The sequence below is a fragment of the Micromonospora parva genome, assembly GCF_000718515.1.
GTDB lineage: Bacteria > Actinomycetota > Actinomycetes > Mycobacteriales > Micromonosporaceae > Micromonospora > Micromonospora parva.
Genome location: NZ_JNZS01000005.1, coordinates 18,631 through 36,426, shown reverse-complemented (window position 1 = coordinate 36,426; position 17,796 = coordinate 18,631). Strand labels below are relative to the sequence as shown.

18 protein-coding genes are annotated in these 17,796 nt (G+C 72.9%); 5 read left to right on the top strand and 13 right to left on the bottom strand.

All coding sequences use genetic code 11. The annotated features are described in order from the left end of the window. Nucleotides 1–136 precede the first annotated feature (136 nt). Nucleotides 137–1,441 carry a sensor histidine kinase gene (locus IF22_RS0107155; RefSeq protein ID WP_030329746.1) on the top strand — a complete coding sequence of 435 codons (1,305 nt, stop codon included), beginning with the start codon at nucleotides 137–139 and terminating at the stop codon, nucleotides 1,439–1,441. 58 nt (nucleotides 1,442–1,499) lie between these two features. Then, nucleotides 1,500–2,153, top strand: coding sequence for a response regulator transcription factor (locus tag IF22_RS0107150; protein WP_030329744.1), 654 nt, complete (start codon nucleotides 1,500–1,502; stop codon nucleotides 2,151–2,153). Here the strand turns inward: IF22_RS0107150 and IF22_RS0107145 are convergent. Genes IF22_RS0107145 through IF22_RS0107135 form a run of 3 tightly spaced genes read right to left on the bottom strand, consistent with a single transcriptional unit; the run spans nucleotide 2,134 to nucleotide 4,755 of the window. After that, on the bottom strand, nucleotides 2,134–2,796 hold the full coding sequence (locus tag IF22_RS0107145) for an HAD family hydrolase (RefSeq protein WP_030329742.1): 663 nt from the start codon (nucleotides 2,794–2,796) through the stop codon (nucleotides 2,134–2,136). The two genes, IF22_RS0107150 and IF22_RS0107145, sit on opposite strands and share 20 nt — an antisense overlap. Before the next feature lie 20 nt (nucleotides 2,797–2,816). Further along, complete coding sequence (locus IF22_RS0107140) at nucleotides 2,817–3,071, bottom strand: glutaredoxin family protein (protein WP_030329740.1); 255 nt, start codon at nucleotides 3,069–3,071, stop codon at nucleotides 2,817–2,819. Continuing rightward, the gene (locus IF22_RS0107135; RefSeq protein ID WP_051708242.1) at nucleotides 3,061–4,755 is read right to left on the bottom strand and encodes an AMP-binding protein; all 1,695 of its coding nucleotides are present in this window, start codon (nucleotides 4,753–4,755) and stop codon (nucleotides 3,061–3,063) included. The genes IF22_RS0107140 and IF22_RS0107135 overlap by 11 nt, the downstream gene beginning before the upstream one ends. Nucleotides 4,756–5,253: 498 nt before the next feature. Between IF22_RS0107135 and IF22_RS0107130 the strand changes: the two genes are divergently transcribed. From IF22_RS0107130 to IF22_RS0107120, 3 genes are all read left to right on the top strand, one after another. After that, nucleotides 5,254–6,210: an ECF subfamily RNA polymerase sigma factor, BldN family gene (locus IF22_RS0107130; RefSeq protein WP_030329736.1), complete on the top strand. Its 957-nt coding sequence runs from the start codon at nucleotides 5,254–5,256 to the stop codon at nucleotides 6,208–6,210. A gap of 289 nt (nucleotides 6,211–6,499) precedes the next feature. Continuing rightward, the gene (locus IF22_RS0107125) at nucleotides 6,500–7,390 is read left to right on the top strand and encodes a DUF5667 domain-containing protein (protein WP_030329734.1); all 891 of its coding nucleotides are present in this window, start codon (nucleotides 6,500–6,502) and stop codon (nucleotides 7,388–7,390) included. Nucleotides 7,391–7,516: 126 nt separating this feature from the next. Continuing rightward, a complete protein-coding gene (locus tag IF22_RS0107120) occupies nucleotides 7,517–8,386 on the top strand; it encodes an HAD family hydrolase (RefSeq protein ID WP_030329732.1) in 870 nt (289 codons plus the stop codon). Nucleotides 8,387–8,396: 10 nt separating this feature from the next. Here the strand turns inward: IF22_RS0107120 and IF22_RS0107115 are convergent, their stop codons facing one another. From IF22_RS0107115 to IF22_RS0107070, 10 genes are all read right to left on the bottom strand, one after another. Then, on the bottom strand, nucleotides 8,397–9,452 hold the full coding sequence (locus tag IF22_RS0107115; protein ID WP_245233558.1) for a lysophospholipid acyltransferase family protein: 1,056 nt from the start codon (nucleotides 9,450–9,452) through the stop codon (nucleotides 8,397–8,399). Then, complete coding sequence (locus IF22_RS0107110; RefSeq protein WP_030329729.1) at nucleotides 9,449–10,525, bottom strand: NAD-dependent epimerase/dehydratase family protein; 1,077 nt, start codon at nucleotides 10,523–10,525, stop codon at nucleotides 9,449–9,451. The genes IF22_RS0107115 and IF22_RS0107110 overlap by 4 nt, the downstream gene beginning before the upstream one ends. 119 nt (nucleotides 10,526–10,644) lie before the next feature. Next, on the bottom strand, nucleotides 10,645–10,746 hold the full coding sequence (locus IF22_RS34235; protein ID WP_007465623.1) for a 30S ribosomal protein bS22: 102 nt from the start codon (nucleotides 10,744–10,746) through the stop codon (nucleotides 10,645–10,647). Between the two features lie 272 nt (nucleotides 10,747–11,018). Then, nucleotides 11,019–11,228 carry a helix-turn-helix domain-containing protein gene (locus tag IF22_RS0107100; RefSeq protein WP_007465625.1) on the bottom strand — a complete coding sequence of 70 codons (210 nt, stop codon included), beginning with the start codon at nucleotides 11,226–11,228 and terminating at the stop codon, nucleotides 11,019–11,021. A 212-nt stretch (nucleotides 11,229–11,440) separates the two neighbouring features. Next, on the bottom strand, nucleotides 11,441–12,625 hold the full coding sequence (locus IF22_RS0107095) for an ABC transporter permease (protein ID WP_030329721.1): 1,185 nt from the start codon (nucleotides 12,623–12,625) through the stop codon (nucleotides 11,441–11,443). Beyond that, nucleotides 12,622–13,617: an ABC transporter ATP-binding protein gene (locus IF22_RS0107090; protein WP_051708241.1), complete on the bottom strand. Its 996-nt coding sequence runs from the start codon at nucleotides 13,615–13,617 to the stop codon at nucleotides 12,622–12,624. The genes IF22_RS0107095 and IF22_RS0107090 overlap by 4 nt, the downstream gene beginning before the upstream one ends. Continuing rightward, nucleotides 13,614–14,996: an efflux RND transporter periplasmic adaptor subunit gene (locus IF22_RS0107085; RefSeq protein ID WP_209444509.1), complete on the bottom strand. Its 1,383-nt coding sequence runs from the start codon at nucleotides 14,994–14,996 to the stop codon at nucleotides 13,614–13,616. Before IF22_RS0107085 ends, IF22_RS0107090 begins: the two co-directional genes overlap by 4 nt. Before the next feature lie 44 nt (nucleotides 14,997–15,040). Next, on the bottom strand, nucleotides 15,041–16,330 hold the full coding sequence (locus tag IF22_RS0107080) for a hypothetical protein (protein ID WP_030329715.1): 1,290 nt from the start codon (nucleotides 16,328–16,330) through the stop codon (nucleotides 15,041–15,043). A 55-nt stretch (nucleotides 16,331–16,385) separates the two neighbouring features. Beyond that, on the bottom strand, nucleotides 16,386–16,961 hold the full coding sequence (locus IF22_RS0107075; protein ID WP_030329713.1) for a TetR/AcrR family transcriptional regulator: 576 nt from the start codon (nucleotides 16,959–16,961) through the stop codon (nucleotides 16,386–16,388). Next, nucleotides 16,954–17,754, bottom strand: coding sequence for an alpha/beta fold hydrolase (locus tag IF22_RS0107070; RefSeq protein ID WP_030329711.1), 801 nt, complete (start codon nucleotides 17,752–17,754; stop codon nucleotides 16,954–16,956). Before IF22_RS0107070 ends, IF22_RS0107075 begins: the two co-directional genes overlap by 8 nt. Nucleotides 17,755–17,796: the final 42 nt, after the last annotated feature.

Below are 17,796 nucleotides of genomic sequence, written 5' to 3'. Positions count from 1 at the left end.
CTCAATCCCGACTTCTCTGACCAATCCCGCGCCGGCCCCTGGCCCGGGTCGTCCCGGCGGTGGTAGGGGCAGCACTACGGAGGAGAGGCGGGGTTTCGGGATGGGGACACCGCGCCCGGCTGCCTAGCCTTTGGGCATGACCGCCGTTGCCGCCACCAGCGACCGACCGACGCTGGCACCGAGCATCCCCCGCCAACTCTTCGTCGACTCCGGGTACGTGGTGCTGGGCCTGCCCCTGGCGGTGGCCAGCTTCGTCCTCCTCGTCGTCGGCCTCGCGGTCGGCATCGGCCTGGTGGTCACGGTGATCGGCCTACCGATCCTCAGCGGCACCCTGTACGCCGCCCGTGGGCTGGCCGACGTCGAGCGGCTGCGGCTGCCCGCGGTGCTCCACCAACCCCGGATCCGGCCGCACTACCGGCTGCCCGAGGCCGGCGCGAACGCCTGGCGGCGGATCTTCGTGCCGATGCGGGACGCCCAGTCCTGGCTCGACCTGGCACACGGCATCCTGCGGCTGATCGCGGCGGTGGGCACCTTCGTGGTGACGGTGTCCTGGTGGGCCGCGGCCATCACCGGCTCGCTCTACTGGGCGTACGACTGGGCGCTGCCCCGGGCCGACGGCGAGGGTGACCAGGACCTGGCGCAGTTGCTCGGCCTGGGCGACTCGACCACCGCCCGGATCGGCCTGTACACCGCGCTCGGGGTGTTCTTCCTGATCACCCTGCCGATCGTGGTGCGGGGCTGCGCACTGCTGCAGGCCAGCTTCGCCAAGGCCATGCTGACCGGGGTGGCCGAGATGCGCGACCGGATCACCGTGCTGGAGGAGCAGAAACGGGCCGCGGTGTCCGCCGAGGCCTCCGCGCTACGCCGGCTGGAACGGGACATCCACGACGGACCCCAGCAGCGCCTGGTCCGGCTGGCGATGGACCTCAGCCGAGCCCGGATGCAGCTCGCCTCGGATCCGGAGGCGGCCGGGCGCACCATCGACGAGGCGGTCACCCAGACCCGGGACACGCTGGCCGAGCTGCGGGCGCTGTCCCGGGGCATCGCGCCGCCGATCCTGGTCGACCGGGGTCTGCCCAGCGCCCTGGCGGCGCTCGCCGGGCGCGGGCTGATCCCGATCGAGCTCCAGGTGGACCCGCAGCTCGGCACCCCCGCCGGGCGGCTCGACCCGGCGGTGGAGAACACCGCGTACTTCGTGGTGTCCGAGGCACTCACCAACGTCGCCAAGCACAGCCGGGCCACGGAGGCCACGGTGGCGGTGGTCCGGCAGGGCACCCACCTGCAGGTACGGGTGGGCGACGACGGACAGGGCGGCGCGCACCTGGCGAAGGGCCACGGGCTGGCCGGCATCGCCGACCGGGTCCGGGCCGCCGGTGGCGAACTGGTGGTGGTCAGCCCGACCGGCGGCCCCACCGAGATCCGCGCCGAGCTGCCCCTGTGAGCGCCCGGGCACCGCGCCGAGCCGCCCCGACGGGCCGGACGTGGTAGACAACACAGCCATGCGCATCGTGATCGCCGACGACGCCGTCCTGCTCCGGGAGGGGCTGGTCCGGCTGCTGACCGAGAGCGGGCACCAGGTGGTGGCCGCCGTCGGGGACGGTGACGCCCTGGTCGAGGCGGTGGTCGAGCACCGGCCCGACGTGTCGATCGTCGACGTCCGGATGCCGCCGTCGCACACCGACGAGGGGCTGCGGGCCGCGGTGGAGGCGCGCCGGCTGGTGCCGCGTACCCCGATCCTGGTGCTCTCCCAGTACGTCGAGGTCTCGTACGCCGATGATCTGCTCGCCACCACCGGCGGCGCCGGCGGCGGGATCGGCTACCTGCTCAAGGACCGGGTGGCGGCGATCGACGAGTTCCTGGACGCGCTGCGCCGGGTGGCGGGCGGCGGCACGGTGCTCGACCCGGAGGTGGTCGGTCAGCTCTTCGCCCGGCGTCGCCGCGACGACCCGCTGCGCGAGTTGACCCCCCGTGAGCGCGAGGTGCTCGCCCTGATGGCCGAGGGGCGCTCGAACACCGCCATCGCGCGTGCCCTCGTGGTCAGCGACGGCGCGGTGGAGAAGCACGTGCGCAACATCTTCACCAAGCTGACCCTGCCGCCGGACACCGAACAGCACCGGCGGGTGCTGGCCGTCCTCACCTACCTGCGGAACTGACCTCCCGGGCCAGGGCGACAGCGTCGGTGAGGGTGTCGGCCACCGGGTGGCCGGAGGCGCGCAGCCGGGCCGGGTCGGTGAACCCGCCGGTGTAGAGCACGGCCCGGCCGCCGACCGCCACCGCGGCGTCCGCGTCGTCGATGGAGTCGCCGATCAGCACCACCGAGGCGCCGTCCACGCCCAGCTCGGCCAGGTGCCGCTGGAGCGGTTCGGTCTTGCTGCCACCGCCGACCGTGGCCCGCAGCCCGTCGACGCGGGTGAAGTGGCCGGTCAACCCGTACGTGTGCACGGTCGGGACCAGCTCCTCGTGGAACCACATGGACAGCAGACTCTGGCTGCCCGGCCACGCGGCCATCGCGGCACGCGCGTCGGCGGCCAGCTCACAGGTGGTCAGCCCGGTGCGGTACGCCTCGTGGAAGATCTTGTCGAGGCGGCCGAACTCGTCGTCGTCAACGGCCTGCCCGAGCACCTCGGCGTAGTACTCGGCGATCGGCCTGCGGAACCGCACCCGGTGCTCGTCCGGGGTGACCGTCGGCCCGCCCAGGCTCGTGAACACGACGTTGGTGGCGGACACCACCAGACTCAGGTCGTTGAGCAGGGTGCCGTTCCAGTCCCAGACGAGGTGCGGGGGCGCAGGGGTCATCAGAGCACCATAGGCACCCCTCAGAGCTGCGGCGTGGTCAGGTCCCGCAGCAGCCGGTCCTCCTCGACCCGCCAGTAGCCGTGCTCCTTGCCGTCGAGCATCACCACCGGCAGCCGGTCCCCGTACTCCCGTTCCAGCCCCTCGTCGCCGGTGACGTCCCACTCGACCCACTTGTCGCCGGTGACCGCCACGACTCGGTCGAGCGCCGCCTTGGCGTCGTCGCACAGGTGGCAGCCGGGTCGGGTGATCAGCGCGAGTCGGGCGTCAGTTGCCATCGGTTACCTCCGTGCGGTCGGTCGGCGTCGCCGACCGGAGCTGGGTCTTGCGTACCTTGCCGATCGCCGAGTGTGGCAGGGCGTCGACGAACTCGACGGCGGTCGGGCACTTGAACCGGGCCAGGTTCCGCGCGCAGTGGGCGAGCAACTCCTCGCTGGTCACCGGTCGTCCCTGCGCCGGCACCACGTACGCCCGGACAGTCTCGCCGGTTCGCGGGTGCGGCACACCCAGTACCGCCGACTCGGCCACCCCGGGATGCCCGGCGAGCACCAGCTCGACCTCGTGCGGATAGACGTTGAACCCGTTGACGAGGATCAGGTCGCCGAGCCGGTCGACCAGGAAGAGGTCTCCGTCCTCGTCGGCGTACGCGATGTCACCGGTGCCCCACCACCCGTCGGCGGCCGGGCCGCCCCGACCATCGGGCCAGTACCCGGCGAAGAGGTTGGGGCCGGACACCACGATCTGCCCCGGGTCGGTGCCCGGCGCGACGTCGGAGAGGTCCAGCTCATCCGGGTCGTCGTCGGGGACTGCCAGCCCGTCGCGCCACAGCTCCACCCCGTCGGCGTCGACCAGGCGGAGCCGCACACCGGGCAGCGGGCGGCCGATCGAACCGGGCTTGGCCACGCCGCCGACCAGGGTGGAGGTGAGCACCGGCGCGGTCTCGGTGAGGCCGTACCCGATGTGCACCTGATGCCCGGTGACAGCGGTGAAGCGCGCCGCGACAGCGGGTTCGAGCGGTGCCGCGCCACAGACCGCCACCCGCACCGACGCGGTCGCCGCCCGGGCCGCGGCCATGCCGGCCCAGGTCAGGAACATCGACGGTACGCCGACCAGCACGCTGACCCGGTGCCGCGCGATCTCGTCCAGCCCCGCCGTCGGCCCCGGCTCGTCGAGCAGCACGCCGGTGGCGCCGTGGTGCACGACAGCACCGAGCCCCGAGTTGAGCCCGTACGCGTGAAACAGCGGCAACGCGAGGAGAACGGTGTCCGTCGGCCCGACCACCGGCGGTTCGATCTGCGCGACCTGTTCGTGGTTGGCGAGCAGCGCCTGGTGCGACAGCATCGCTCCCTTGGGTCGCCCCTCGGTGCCGGAGGTGTAGAGCAGTACCGCCAGGTCCGCGCCGCCTCGTCGGGGGCGGGGTGCCGGCCCGGGTGCGTCGACGGTCGGTGGCGTGCCGTGCACGGAGGTGAGCGCGGGCAGTTCGGCGGCGATGTCGGCGACCAGACCTCGTACGTGGTCGGTGGCGACGAGCACCGACGCGCCGGAGTCAGCCAGCACGTGTCGGAGTTCCGGGGCGGTGAGGCCGGGGTTGACCGGCACTGTCACCAGCCCGGCCCGCAGGGCGCCCAGCCAGGCGATCACGAAGTCCGGCGTGTTGGGCAGTGCGATGGCGACGCGTGGCGGGGTGGCGCCGGGGTCGGTGGGCGGTGCGGCGGCGGACAGGCCGCGGGCTGCGGCGTCCACAGCGGTGTCCAGTTCGGACCAGCTCACTGTGTGCTCGTGCCAGTGCAGCGCGGGCCGGTCGGCCCGGTCGAGGGCCGCCCGGCGGACCCGGTCGGCGAGGTTCGGCGCGGGGCTTTCCGAGAGGTCCGGCACGGTGGTCGAGTCTGGCACAGCGCACGGCGACGGGCCACGCCCGGCGGTCGGGGCGGACCCGCGGGGGCGGCATCGCGACAGTCCCATGCACGGGACTGTCCGGTGTGCCATCGGCGGTCCGATCAGGTCCTGTCGATGGGACGTGCGACGCCGATCAGAGGCAGTTCGGTCGCCCCCACCCGACCGGCCGGCGTGTCGGGCCAACCGAACGGGCGGACGCCTCCCACCTGGGCATCCACCCTGGAACACCGTGCCGACGGAAAGTCAATCGCACACGACGGACAACCGGTCCGCCATCGGTGCGACGGAGCGGGAAATACTTCCGCCTTGTGTAACGGACTTGCCACGCGCGGGTGACGTTGGCCCTATCATCACTCGGGTCGGGTCACCCCATTTGCCGTGAGTCGACACCCCTCAGCCCGAGGAGGCCCCCGTGCCTGTGAGCGCATTGGACCAGCACCTCCAGCGGAACTGCCGCCCGTCGGCAGTTCCCGCGACCGTCCTGCCCGACCGGTCACCCGGTCGGTCCGCCCCGACGAGACCCAGACCGGCCCGGCCGGCAACCGACGGGACGGGGGCAACACGGTGACCACCTTCGGTTACGCGGAACGCCCGGTCGGCCTGACCGGTCAGCCGGCCCGCTCCCACGTCAACGAGCGCCCAGCAGCCCGCGCCCCACTGGACGAGCAGCCCGGCGGCGGCCTGCGGGGTGACGGCACGGCGCATCGGATCCGCAGCCGGCCACATCACAACGAGCCACCACCGCGACCCGCGGTGCCCGGCGGGAACGCGAAGCCGGCCGGTGGCCGGGTGGCCGTACCGTCCCGGCCCGCCATGCCCGTGCAGGGTCGTCGGGTAAGCGACACACCGGCGGTCACCACCGACCCGGCGGCGGGTGAGACAGCGGTGATCCCGGCGGTGCCGGCCACCACCGCCACCACCCCGACCGGTTTCCCGAGCCGACCGGACCCGTCCGACCCGGCCACCGAGGTGTGGACGCTGATCGAGCGGGCCCAGGCCGGCGAGTCCGAGGCGTTCGGTCTGATCTACGACCGGTACGTGGACACCGTCTTCCGGTTCGTCTACTTCCGGGTTGGCAACCGGCAACTCGCCGAGGACCTCACCTCGGACACCTTCCTGCGCGCGCTCAAGCGGATCGGCAGCTTCACCTGGCAGGGCCGCGACCTCGGCGCCTGGCTGGTGACGATCGCCCGCAACCTGGTCGCTGACCACTTCAAGTCGGGCCGGTACCGACTGGAGGTCACCACCGGCGACGTGCTCGACGCCGACCGGGAGGACCGGGGCCCGGAGGGCAGCCCGGAGGCGGCGGTGGTGGAGCACATCACCAACGTCGCGCTGCTCACCGCCGTCAAGCAGCTCAACCCGGAGCAGCAGGAGTGCATAGTGCTCCGCTTCCTCCAGGGCTTCTCGGTCGCCGAGACGGCCCGCGCGATGGGCAAGAACGAGGGAGCCATCAAGGCCCTCCAGTACCGCGCCGTCCGCGCCCTGGCCCGACTGCTGCCCGACGGCTTCCAGCCGTAGGTTGTTACGGCGGGGCCGACGGGCGTCGATCAACGTCCGCGCAGCTCAGGGTCGGTCCCGCCTGGTGATGACCATCACTTTCTGTAATTTCCGCTCCGCCAGGCCCGTAACCCGTGCCCGGCCCGCCGCGTTTCTCCGGGTGCGACCGGTGGATGTCCCGGCAGGTCCGGGTCACCGAGGTCCGACCGGCATGCCGGCGGCACCTCACCTCCGTGGTGTCACACTGCCGCCCGGTCGCTGGCAACGACGGCGGCCGACCGGCCGTGACCAGCGAGAGGAGGTGCCTGCGGTGGACAACACCCTCTTCTCCCGCCGGCGCGCGGAGCGCTTCGCGCAGCTTCTCGACGAGGCCAACGGCGCTCGGCGACACCACGTGCGATCCCGGGTGGACGGCCACCTCGCGCCGCTCGTCGCAGTGGGTCAGCGGCTCAGCGTCGACCCCCCGGCTGTCGAGGTGGACCAGGACTTCCGCACCGGCCTGCGGGCGATGCTGCTCGCGACGGCTGAGCGGGAAGGGCTGGGCAGCACACCGGCGACGGCCGGCGAACCGGCAGCCACGACCACCCGGGGGCGGCTCGCCACCACCCGAGGACGGCTGCTGCCGGCGGTCACCGCCCGGCGGGCCCGAGCCCGGGGCGCGATCCTGGTCGGCATCGCCGCCGGGGCGATCGCCGTCTCCGGGATCTCCGCCGCCAGCGAGAACGCGGTGCCCGGTGACGCGCTGTACGGCATGAAGCGCTCCACCGAACGGGCACAGCTCGCCCTGGCCAGCTCGGACATCAGCCGAGGGCAACTCTTCCTGGACTTCGCCCGGACCAGACTCGGCGAAGCCGCCAAGCTGCGCGGCGACCGGATCGGCTACAGCGCGGTCCTCGACGACATGGACGCCGACACCCGGCAGGGCGTTCGCCTGCTGACCTCGGCCGCTGTGCAACGAGCCGAGCCCGGCAGCCTGGACACCCTCAACACCTTCGTGTCGAGCCAGCGCCGGGCGGTACGCGGCCTGCTCGACGGGAGCACCCGCGTCGACCGGGACCGGACCCACCGGTCACTGCTGCTGCTGGACAGCATCCGGGAACGCTCGGACGACCTGCGCGCGGCAATCGCCTGCGGCCTGCCGGCACCGGCCGCCAGCGACGCCCTCGGCCCGGCCCCGAGCGCCTGCCCCGGCGATCGCTGACCCGCGCCCCTATACCGCACGTCCGACCGGCCGCGCCACAGTTCGCTGTGTGCCCGGCCGGTCGACCGTCTGCGGCGGATACCCTCGCCAGGGAGCATCAGTCGCACCGGGAAGGAAGGGAATCGCGTGGCGCGCAGCCGTAAGGTGACGGTCAGCACCGACGCCGAGGGGCACACCGCCGGCTGGGCGGACACCGACCTGGCCCCGGTCAGCGCACCAGACCCGACCGGCGCGGCGTTCTTCGACGTGGACAACACGATGATGCAGGGCGCCTCGATCTACTGGTTCGCCCGTGGGCTCGCCTCCCGGAACTACGTGACCACCGCCGACCTGGCCCGGTTCGCCTGGCAGCAGCTCCGTTTTCGGCTGCTCGCCCGGGAACACGCCGGTGACATGTCACTGGCCAAGGAGGCGGCGCTGGCCTTCGTCGAGGGCTGGCGGGTCAACGAGGTCGAACACCTCGCCGAGGAGATCTTCGACGAGCTGATGGCCCCCCGGATCTGGGCCGGCACACACCAGCTCGCGCAGCGTCACCTGGACGCCGGTCAGCGGGTCTGGCTGGTCAGCGCCGCCCCCGTCGAGATCGGCCGGGTGATCGCCGCCCGACTCGGCCTGACCGGTGCCATCGGTACGGTGGCCGAGGTGGTGGACGGGGCGTACACCGGGCGGTTGGTGGGTGACCTGATGCACGGACCGGCCAAGGCCGAGGCGGTCACCCAGCTCGCCGCTGTGGAAGGGCTCGACCTGACCCGCTGCGCGGCCTACAGCGACTCGGCGAACGACCTGCCGCTGCTCTCCGTGGTGGGGCGGGCGGTCGCCGTCAACCCGGACGGCGTTCTGCTGCGGCAGGCCCGCCAGCACGGCTGGGAGGTACGGGACTTCCGCACCGGCCGGCGAGCGGTCAAGATCGCCGTACCGTCGACTGCCGCGGCCGGGCTGGTCGCCGGCGCGGTCACCGCCGGCCTGGCCCTCCAGCGCCGCCGGCGCGCCGGCTGAGGACCGCCGGCTACGGGCCGAACGGGTCGGGCCGTCGCTCCAGCAACGTGTGCAGGGTCTGCTGGATGGTCTCCCGCACCTGGTCGGCGAGGTTGAAGACCACCAGCGGGTCATCCGCCGAGTCGGTCAGGTGGGCGGTGGGGATCGGCGGGCAGAACTCGATCAGCCACTTGCTGGGCAGCGGCACCATGCCCAGCGGGCCGAGCAGCGGGAACGTCGGCGTGACCGGGAAGTACGGCAGCTTGAGCAGCCGCGCCAGCGGCTTGATGTCGGCGAGCATCGGGTAGATCTCCTCGCCGCCGACGATGGCGACGGGCACGATCGGGGTGCCGGTGCGCAGCGCCGCCGAGACGAACCCGCCCCGCCCGAAGCGTTGCAGCTTGTACCGGTCGGCGTAGAGCTTCCCGATGCCCTTGAAACCCTCCGGGAACACCCCGACCAGATCGCCGCCGCCGAGCAGCCGCTCCGCATCCGGGTTGCAGGCCACCGTGCCGCCGGTCTTGCGGGCCAACTCGGAGACGACAGGCATCCGGAAGACCAGGTCGGCGCCGAGCAACCGCAGGTAACGGTGGGCGGGATGCTTGTCGTGCAGCGCTGCGGAGAGAATCAGGGCGTCCAGCGCCACCGTCCCGGAATGGTTGCCGACCACCAGGGCGGGCCCGTCCACTGGCACATGCTCCACCCCGCTGACCTCGGTGCGGAACCAGTCCCGGTAGAGCACCCGCAGCAACGGGTGGAAGACCGCGTCGGTCAACTCCGAGTCGAACCCGAACTCGTCGACCTCGTAGTCACCGGCGAGCCGCCGGCGCAGAAACGCCAACCCGTTCGCGACCTTGCGGTCCCAGTGGTCCCCCGGCCGGTCCGCCACCGCCGGCCCGGTGGCCGCGGGCGGCCCGGCGTCGACCCGGTCGGCCGGAGTCGGGGGCGCTGCCGGGGTCGGCGCGGCCTGCGCGGCCGGCCGGTGTCCGTTGCGCCGCGCCGGCTCCGCATCCGGCCCGGGCACCTGCTGGGGTACGTCGAAACGCCCGACCGACTGCGGGTCGCGCCCCTCCTCCGGTGCACTCATGATGACCGCTCCCGCATGGCTGATCGGACCTGCCGGATGCCGTCCAGGACGAGTTTCTCGGCGGCGGCCAGCTGATCCCGGGTGACCACCACCCCGCCGTGATGGGCGCGGATGAAGTCCTCGAACGCGGCGGCTGTCGACCGGGGTGTGAAGCCGTACTCCTGCTCCAGCCGGCTGGTGTCGACCACCCGGCCGTGCACGAAGAGGTCGACCTGGTCCAGGCCGTAGCGGCCGAAGCCCATGGTGCGGGCCAGTGCGGCGGCCCCCGACAGGCCCGGCTCCAGCACCGGCACGGCGACCCGGCCGGCCCGCCGGATCGCCTGGGACAGCGACAGCACCCCCGGACCAGCGACGTTGTACGTGCCCGGATGGTCCTCCACGATCGACCGGTGCAGCACCTCCAACGCGTCGTCGAAGTGCAGGAACTGCAGGCGGGGGTCGCGGCCGAAGACCGTCGGCACGAACGGCTGCGAGAAGTAACGGGTCAGCGTGGTGTCGGCGGTCGAGCCGATGAACGGGGCGAAGCGCAGCACCGTGGCGGTGACGTCGGGCCGGCGGCGCCGGAAGCCACGGACGTACCCCTCCAGGTCGAGGATGTCGCGGCCGAAACCGCCGCGCGGCACCTCGCGGGGCTCGGTCTCCTCGGTGAAGACCGCAGGATCCCGGAACGACACCCCGTACGCGGCGGTCGACGAGCGGACCACGAGCTTGCGCAGCCGGGGTGCCCGCTGGCAGGCGGCGAGCATCTGCATGCTGCCGATGACGTTCTGGTCCTTCATCGCGGACCGGCCGCCGTGCTGCGGGTCGGGTGAGGTGACCAGCGCGAGGTGCACCACCGCGTCGACGTCCAGGTCGGCGAGGAGGCCACCGAGCGCTCCGCTGTCGACGCGGATCCGTTCGACCCGGTCCAGCAGGTCGGGGAACTCGGTGCCGGCGTCCGGTGCGTCCACCCCGATGACCCGTTCGATGCGGGGGTCGGCGGCCAGTCGGGCCGCCACGTGGGCACCCAGGTAACGGCCCACTCCGGTGACGACGACGACCCCCGGAGCACCTGAGGTGCCACCGGGGGTCATCTGACGCACCTACGCCGGCAGGATGGACCGAGCCGGGACGACCACGGCCTGATCACCTGAGCCTCCGGAGGTCGACAGTTTGGCAAGCGACGCACGCCGGGCGCTGAGCCCGGCGGCGATCACTTGCCGAGACGGCGACGCTGGACGCGGGTCTTGCGCAGCAGCTTGCGGTGCTTCTTCTTAGCCATGCGCTTACGGCGCTTCTTGACCACCGAGCCCATACGACAGCCTTTCGATACAACGTGCGGGGCGGACCGGATGACACCACGCAGGTGGCGACGGCGACCGCTTGCGGACAACGGACCGGACCAGTCTGGGCGGCGGGGCGCACCTGTGGGGTCTCGGTCGGGCTCCAGGGTAGCCGGAGGGCGTCAGCCGGACCAACGCGCCCCCGTCGCGGCCGCCTCAGGTCCACGACTGCGCGGCTCGCGATCTCACTCCGTACGCTCACCGATGCCGGTCAGCCGGCGGTGGCGGGCGGTGTGGTGGTGGCTCAGGCGGTTTCCTGAAACGCACCCCGGAGATATTCGTGCACCGCGTGCTCGGGCACCCGGAACGACCGGCCGACCCGGACGGCGGTGAGCTCACCGCTGTGCACCAGGCGATAGACAGTCATCTTCGACACCCGCATGACCGTCGCCACCTCCGCGACGGTCAGGAACTTGACCTCCGACAGCCGTCCGTCGGACTGTGACCCGGCCATGGCTCACCGACCCATCCCATGCCCGGCGCGTGCCAACCCGACGGATGCTCCGGGCCGGGCCGGCGACGCGCGTGTTACCAGTACGGTAGCGGGGCGGTTGTGACCGGCGCGATCCCTTCCTGCAACTGATCATGTTTCGGTGGCCGGTTCACCCGATCCGTGCTCCCGGTATCCGCCCGTGCGCGTGCACCGTCCGGTTGTTCCGGCGGTGCTCATTCGGTGCGCAGCGCGACGACCGGGTCGAGGCGGCCGGCGCGCTGCGCGGGAACCACCCCGAAGACGATGCCCACCACCGCCGACACGCCGAAGGCGAGCGCCAGCGACCACCAGGTGATCGCGGCCGGGATCGGCGACAGCGCGTCGACCAGCAGAGCGGTTCCCACGCCCAGCGCCATTCCGGTGACCCCGCCGATCGTGGTGAGCAGCACCGCTTCCAGCAGGAACTGCACGCCGATGTCGCGGGGACGCGCGCCGACGGCCTTGCGCAGCCCGATCTCCCGGGTCCGCTCCCGGACGCTGACCAGCATGATGTTGGAGACGCCGACGCCGCCGACGAGCAGTGAGATGCCGGCGATGGCGGCCAGCACACCGGTGAGGACACCGAGGATGTCGCCGAGCACGCCGAGGATCTGCTGCTGGGTAACGGCGCTGAACTCGGTGTCCGGGTGGCGGCGGTTCAGCTCGGCGACGATCCGTTCGCCCAGCTCGTCGATGCGCTCCCGGTCCGGTGCCTTCACCGCGATGCCGTCGATCCGCTGGGTGCCCCAGAGTCGCTGCGCGGCGGTCACCGGCACGTGCACCTCGTCGTCCCGGTCGACGCCGAGGCTCTGCCCGAGCGGCGCGAACACCCCGATCACCCGGAACCGCACCCCGGCGAGTGCCACCTGCTGGCCGAGCGGGTCCCGGTCGGGGAAGAGCGCGCGGGCGACCGAGTCGCCGAGCACCGCCACCCGTCGACTGGTGTCCACGTCGGCGCCGGTGAGGTAGCGTCCCCGGGCCAGCGACCTGGTGAACACCGCCGGGGTGGTCTCCAGGACGCCCTGCACGGTGGTGAAGTCGGAACGGCCGCCGGCCCGCGCTGTCGCCCCGGACGCGACGGTGACCGCCACCCGGTCGGGGTCACCGACGACCCGGTTGACGGCGTCCACGTCCTTGAGGGTCAGCGGCGACACGACCGGCGCGTTGCCCACCTCGATCCGACCGGGTACGACCAGCAGCAGATTGGAGCCGAGGCCCTCGACCTGTTGCTCGACCTTCTGTTTCGTGCCGGTGCCGATGGCCACCAGCAGCACCACCGAGGCCACCCCGATGATGACCCCGAGCATGGTCAGCGCGCTGCGCAGCCGGTTGGCCCGCAGGGCGTCCAGCGCCACCCGCCACGCCTCGGCGACCCTCACGTCGTACCCCCGGGACGCTCGGCTGCGCGCTCACCGACAGCCGCGTCGCGTGCCTCGCGCGGGTCGGCCTGGGGCCGCTCGGCCTCGCGCGGAAGGCGCCCGGTGGCTCCGGCGGCGCCACCGGAGCCACCGGACGGGTGCCCCGGGCCGCTTCCGGACGCGGACCGGGGCTCCGCGCTGGGAGCGGGGACCAGTGTCGCAGGTCGACCGTGATCAACGGACGGCGGTCGATCATGGGCGGAGTGCGGGTCGGTGTCCGCGCCCGGCGGGCGTGCGCTGTCCGCCACGACCACCCCGTCGCGCATGGTGATCCGACGGTGGGCGCGGGCCGCCACCTCCTGGTCGTGGGTGACCATCACCAGCGCCACCCCGGACTCCTCGTTCAACTGCTCCAACAGCTCCAGCACGGCGGCACCGGTGACGCTGTCCAGGTTGCCGGTGGGTTCGTCGGCCAGCAGCACCGTCGGCTCGGTGACCAACGCGCGGGCGATGGCCACCCGCTGCTGCTCACCGCCGGACATCTGGTTGGGCCGGTGGTCCAGCCGGTGCCCGAGACCGACCCGGCCGAGCATCGCCGCCGCCCGTTCCCGCCGCTGCCGGGCCGACACCCCCCGGTAGACCAGGGGCAGGGCCACGTTCTCCACCGCCGAGGTACGCGGCAACAGGTGGAACGCCTGGAAGACGAAGCCGATCGTCTCGTTGCGCAGGGTCGCCATCTCCGGCGGGGCGAGGGCGTTGACGTCCCGCCCGCCGATCACCAGGCGGCCACCGGTGGGCCGGTCCAGCCCACCGAGCAGGTGCATGAGGGTGGACTTGCCCGAGCCGGACGGCCCGACCAGGGCCACGTAGTCCCCCGGCCGCACGGTCAACGACACCCCACGCAGCGCCGCCACCGACACCCCGTCGAGCTGGTACGTCCGGGAGACGTCCACCGCCTCGATGGCCGGGGCACGCTCCCCGCCGTGCGGACCTGAAGCGGCGGGTTCGGTCACCGGACTTCCTGGCCGTCGCGGACCTGGTCAGCACCGCGCACCACGATCCGGTCGCCGGGTTGCACCCCGTCGAGGATCTGCACCAGGTCGGACCCCTGGACGCCCACCGTCACCGACGCCCGGCCGGCCTTGCCGTCGCGGACCACCCAGACCGCGTCCCGGCCGTCGGCGGAGAACACCGCCGAGGCGGGGACGGTCACCGCGTCGACAGCCTCGCGTACCCGCAGGCGAACGATCGCGTTCATGCCGGGGCGGGGCGTCGGGGCCGGCTCGTCCTCGGCCAGCTTTCCGGCACCCAACGCCAGGCGTACCCGATAGGTGACCCCGCCCTGCGCGGAGTTGGTGGGCAGCACGTCGACCGACCGGACTGTGGCGTCGTAGCTGGCGCCGGTGACGGCGTCCAACTCGACAGTTGCCGGCACGCCGGCCTTGACCAGCAGCACGTCGGTCTCGTCCACCTCGGCGAGCAGACCCAACTGCCCGGTGTCCACCACTGTCAGCACCGGCGCTCCGGCGGTGACCAGCCCGCCAACCGCGACCGCGTCGTCCACCCCGGCCGGCGGCCCACCCTGGTTGGGAGTCAGCACGGACGGGTCGAGGCCAGCGCCCCCGGCCTGCTCCAACAGCCCGGCCAGACCGGCGTTCGCACCACCGCCGGCCCGGGTGCCGCCCGGCTGCACCACACCCGCGATCGGGGCGCGCAGCGTCAACGCGTCGACAGTCGCCTTCGCCAGGTCGTACGCCTGCTGGGCCTGGAGCCGTTGCGCCGCGGAGAGCGCGCCGACGGCGGAGCTCAACCCGTTGATCCCCCGCTGGACCGCCCGGACCGCCTGGTCGGCGCTGCGCGCGGCGGCGGTGTACTGCTTCTGCGCGGACGTCACCTGGGTCAACAGCGCATCCCGCAGCTGCGGGTCGGAGATCTTGTCGGCGGCCTTGCGGGCGGCATCGAACGCCTCGTTGGCGGCCTTGTCGGTGCCGCGCCGGCTGCTGGTCAGGTTTCCCGCTCCGACGCCCCGGCCGGCGCGCTTCGCGGCGGACAGGGCCTCCTTCGCCTGCCGCAGGCGCTGCTGCGCGCTCGGCGAGTCGACAACGGCCAGCACCTGACCGCGCTTGACCCGCTGCCCAGGCTGGACGCGCAGGCTGGACAGGGTGCCGTCGGCGGGAGCGGTGACGGTGGCGGCGGCACGGGCCGTCACGGTGGCCGGGGCGTCGATCACCTCGGTGACCGGGTTACGGGCGGCCGACGCCAACGCGAGGTCGGGGCCTTCGTCGCCGCAGGAGGCGGCAGTGGTGGCGGTGAGAACGACGACGGCGGTCAGGGCGACGAGCAGGCGGGGCCGCGTGGTGCCGGCGGGCCGTGACGACTGAGGGCGGCGCACCCCATCGATGGTACGGCGTGCCCTCGCACCACCTCTGAGCTGCGTCAGCCGGCGGTGGCGCGGACGTAGGCGACGCACTCGTCGTGCAGTGTCGACCACTGCTCGCCGAACGCTTTCTCGGACGCCACGTCGAGGGTTCTGCCGTCGTGCACCACGGTCTTGAAGAAGGTGAGCAGCCGCAGCGGCCCGTACCTGTCGACGAGGTGCCGGACGGCCAGGTAGCCGATGCCGTAGCTGCCGGCGACCCGTTCGGCCGGGGCATCGTCAGCGGGGTTGACGCCCTCCAACTTGCCGTCCCAGCCGCCCCGGACCATCTTGCGGACGTCGGCGACCCCTTCGTACCTGTCGACCGCCTGGCCGCCGGCACCGGCGAACTCGGCCAGCCCCTCCACCAACCACCAGGTGAGCTTGCCGGGGTAGCCACGCTCCGGCAACGACGCCGCGTGGGTCAGCTCGTGCCGCAGGAGGTCGTCGGTGCCGCTGTTGGTGAGCCCTTCGGCGTTGAGCACCACCTCGTGGTGGCCGCCGCCCACTGTCACCGCGTAACCGCCGGTCCATTCTGGGCGTTCCCCGCCGTACCAGCGCTGCCACTCGGTGCGCCCGGCGTAGAAGATCCGGTAGCGGTCCGGCGGTGACCCGGTCACCGCGTACCCGTCGGCGACCTTGGCCGCCGCCTCGGCCTGGGCGAGCAGGCCGGGTAGTTTGCCGCGCAGCGCCGGGGTGGTGGCGACGATGGTCCGCGCGCCGACGGCGACCGCCAGGTCGCTGATCTCCCACGGTCGGGTGCCGGTCTCCACCGACTTGGATTCCTCCATGGCGACCATCAGGGGCTGGTCACCGTTCTCCCGCCACCGGGTGCCGATCAGCACCGGGCTGGGCCGACAGTTCGGCGTGACGAAGCAGTACTGGAAGCGCACCAGCAGCCGCCACTCGCCGGGCTTGCCGATGATCGGCACGGGCAGACCACTGGGCTCGGCCCGCCACCCGGTCACCTTCAGCTCGCGGAGTGCGGCGAAGCGTCGGCGCAGGTCGTTGTGGGCGACGGGGTCGGCGACGGCGAGAAAACCGGCGCGGTCGCCACCGAGGAGCGCCGCGGACTGACGGTGCAGCTGGGCGGTGATCCGGTCGGACAACCCGCGGGCCACGGCGGTGGCCGGATCGTCGGCAGCCGAGGCACCGACCCGGCTGACGGTGGGGCGCGCGCCTGTCTCCCGGATCACTCCGACGACGAGCGCCGCCGGCAGGCCGCAGCCCAGCAGCAGGAACACCACCACGAGCACCGTCCACAGCGGCCAGAGCCGCCGTGGTGCTGGCCGCTGCACCTCGTCAGTCACCCGCCGAAGGGTACGACCAATACCTGGACGCGGCGAGGCCGCCCCGGCCGCCGGCTCACGCGCCGGTGCCCGGCCAGGAGCGGAAGGAGATGTCCATGCTCGCGATCAACTGCTGGTACGAGCGGTCGACGTCGCGGGGCAGACCGAACCCACCGGCGGCCTCCAGGGTCACGAAGCCGTGCAGGGCGCTGCGCAGCGCGCGGGTGGCGTCCACCGCGTCGTCACCGGTGAGCCCGTAGCCCCGAAGGACCGCGACGACGGCACCGACGGCGCGTTCGCCGGCCTCGACGTGCTCCGGGTCGGCCGGGTCGGGCACCCGTTGGGTGGCCGGGTAGCGACCGGGGTGTCGGTGGGCGTAGCCACGGTAGGCGTTCGCCATGGCCCGGAGCGCGTCGCCACCGGAGCGGCCGACGGCGGCGGTGGTCATCTCGGTGGCCAGCTCGGCGGTGGCCAGTGCGGCAAGCTTCTGGGCCAGCGCGTCCGCCCCCCGCACGTGCTTGTAGAGGCTGGGCAGCGCGACACCGAGCCGGTTGGCGAGCGCGGCGAGGGTGAGCTGTGAGAAGCCGACCTCGTCGGCCAGCCGGGCGGCCTCCCGCACCACTGTCTGCTGGTTGAGGCCGACCCTAGGCACCGGCGCACACCGCCAGGAAACCGAGCAGCTCCTCGGCGGTGCGCTGCGGCTGGTCGGCGTGCGGGTAGTGGCCGGACTCCCCGATCATCCGGGCTTCGGCGGTGCCGAACAGCCGCCGGGCGGCTCGTGCCTCGGCTCCCGGGTCGGGGAAGTCCGGGTCCTTGGACCCCATCAGCACCAGCACCGGTTGCCGCACCTGCGGGGCGCGGCTGGTCCAGTGTGGCTCGGCCGGTGCGATCACGCCGCGGGTCGCGGCCATCCGGCCCGGCTCGCGGAGGTTGGCCACCATCGAGCGGCGGTAGGCCGCGTCGTCGGCGGGTCGGCGCACCGGGAACAGGGTGTTGTGGAACATCCCGAACAGTCGGGGGCTGTGCAGCACGGACCACATCGCCATCCGCAGCAACGGGTTGAGCTTCGGTTGGCCAACGAACGCGCCGATCTGCACGATGCCGGTGACCAGCTCGGGCGCGTCGGTGGCGGCGAAGACCACCGCCGCCGCGGCGGACGAGCTGCCGACCAGCACGGCCGGGCCGGCGTCGAGGTCGCGGACCACGGCGAGCAGGTCCGCGCCGACCTCCGCCGGGGCGTACGTGGGCCAGCCGGCACTGGACTGCCCGTGGCCCCGGACGTCGACCGAGGCGACCCGGTGACCGGCGGCCACCAGCAGGGGCACGAGGTGCCGGAAGCTCGCCCTGTTCTCTCCCATGCCGTGCGCGAGGACGACAAGCGGCCCCTCGCCCTGCACCTCGTACGCGATGTGTCCACCGTCCCGCCACACCTGGCTAGCTGTCATAGCCTTAAAGCTAAGTCACTTAGCCGAGTTTGGCAAGCCGGA

Excerpts from the sequence above, each read along its gene's own strand:
- IF22_RS0107155 (WP_030329746.1), top strand. The coding sequence starts at position 137 with ATGACCGCCGTTGCCGCCACCAGCGACCGACCGACGCTGGCACCGAGC.
- IF22_RS0107150 (WP_030329744.1), top strand. The coding sequence starts at position 1,500 with ATGCGCATCGTGATCGCCGACGACGCCGTCCTGCTCCGGGAGGGGCTG.
- IF22_RS0107145 (WP_030329742.1), bottom strand. The coding sequence starts at position 2,796 with ATGACCCCTGCGCCCCCGCACCTCGTCTGGGACTGGAACGGCACCCTG.
- IF22_RS0107140 (WP_030329740.1), bottom strand. The coding sequence starts at position 3,071 with ATGGCAACTGACGCCCGACTCGCGCTGATCACCCGACCCGGCTGCCAC.
- IF22_RS0107135 (WP_051708242.1), bottom strand. The coding sequence starts at position 4,755 with ATGGGACTGTCGCGATGCCGCCCCCGCGGGTCCGCCCCGACCGCCGGG.
- IF22_RS0107115 (WP_245233558.1), bottom strand. The coding sequence starts at position 9,452 with ATGAGTGCACCGGAGGAGGGGCGCGACCCGCAGTCGGTCGGGCGTTTC.
- IF22_RS0107110 (WP_030329729.1), bottom strand. The coding sequence starts at position 10,525 with ATGACCCCCGGTGGCACCTCAGGTGCTCCGGGGGTCGTCGTCGTCACC.
- IF22_RS34235 (WP_007465623.1), bottom strand. The coding sequence starts at position 10,746 with ATGGGCTCGGTGGTCAAGAAGCGCCGTAAGCGCATGGCTAAGAAGAAG.
- IF22_RS0107100 (WP_007465625.1), bottom strand. The coding sequence starts at position 11,228 with ATGGCCGGGTCACAGTCCGACGGACGGCTGTCGGAGGTCAAGTTCCTG.
- IF22_RS0107070 (WP_030329711.1), bottom strand. The coding sequence starts at position 17,754 with ATGACAGCTAGCCAGGTGTGGCGGGACGGTGGACACATCGCGTACGAG.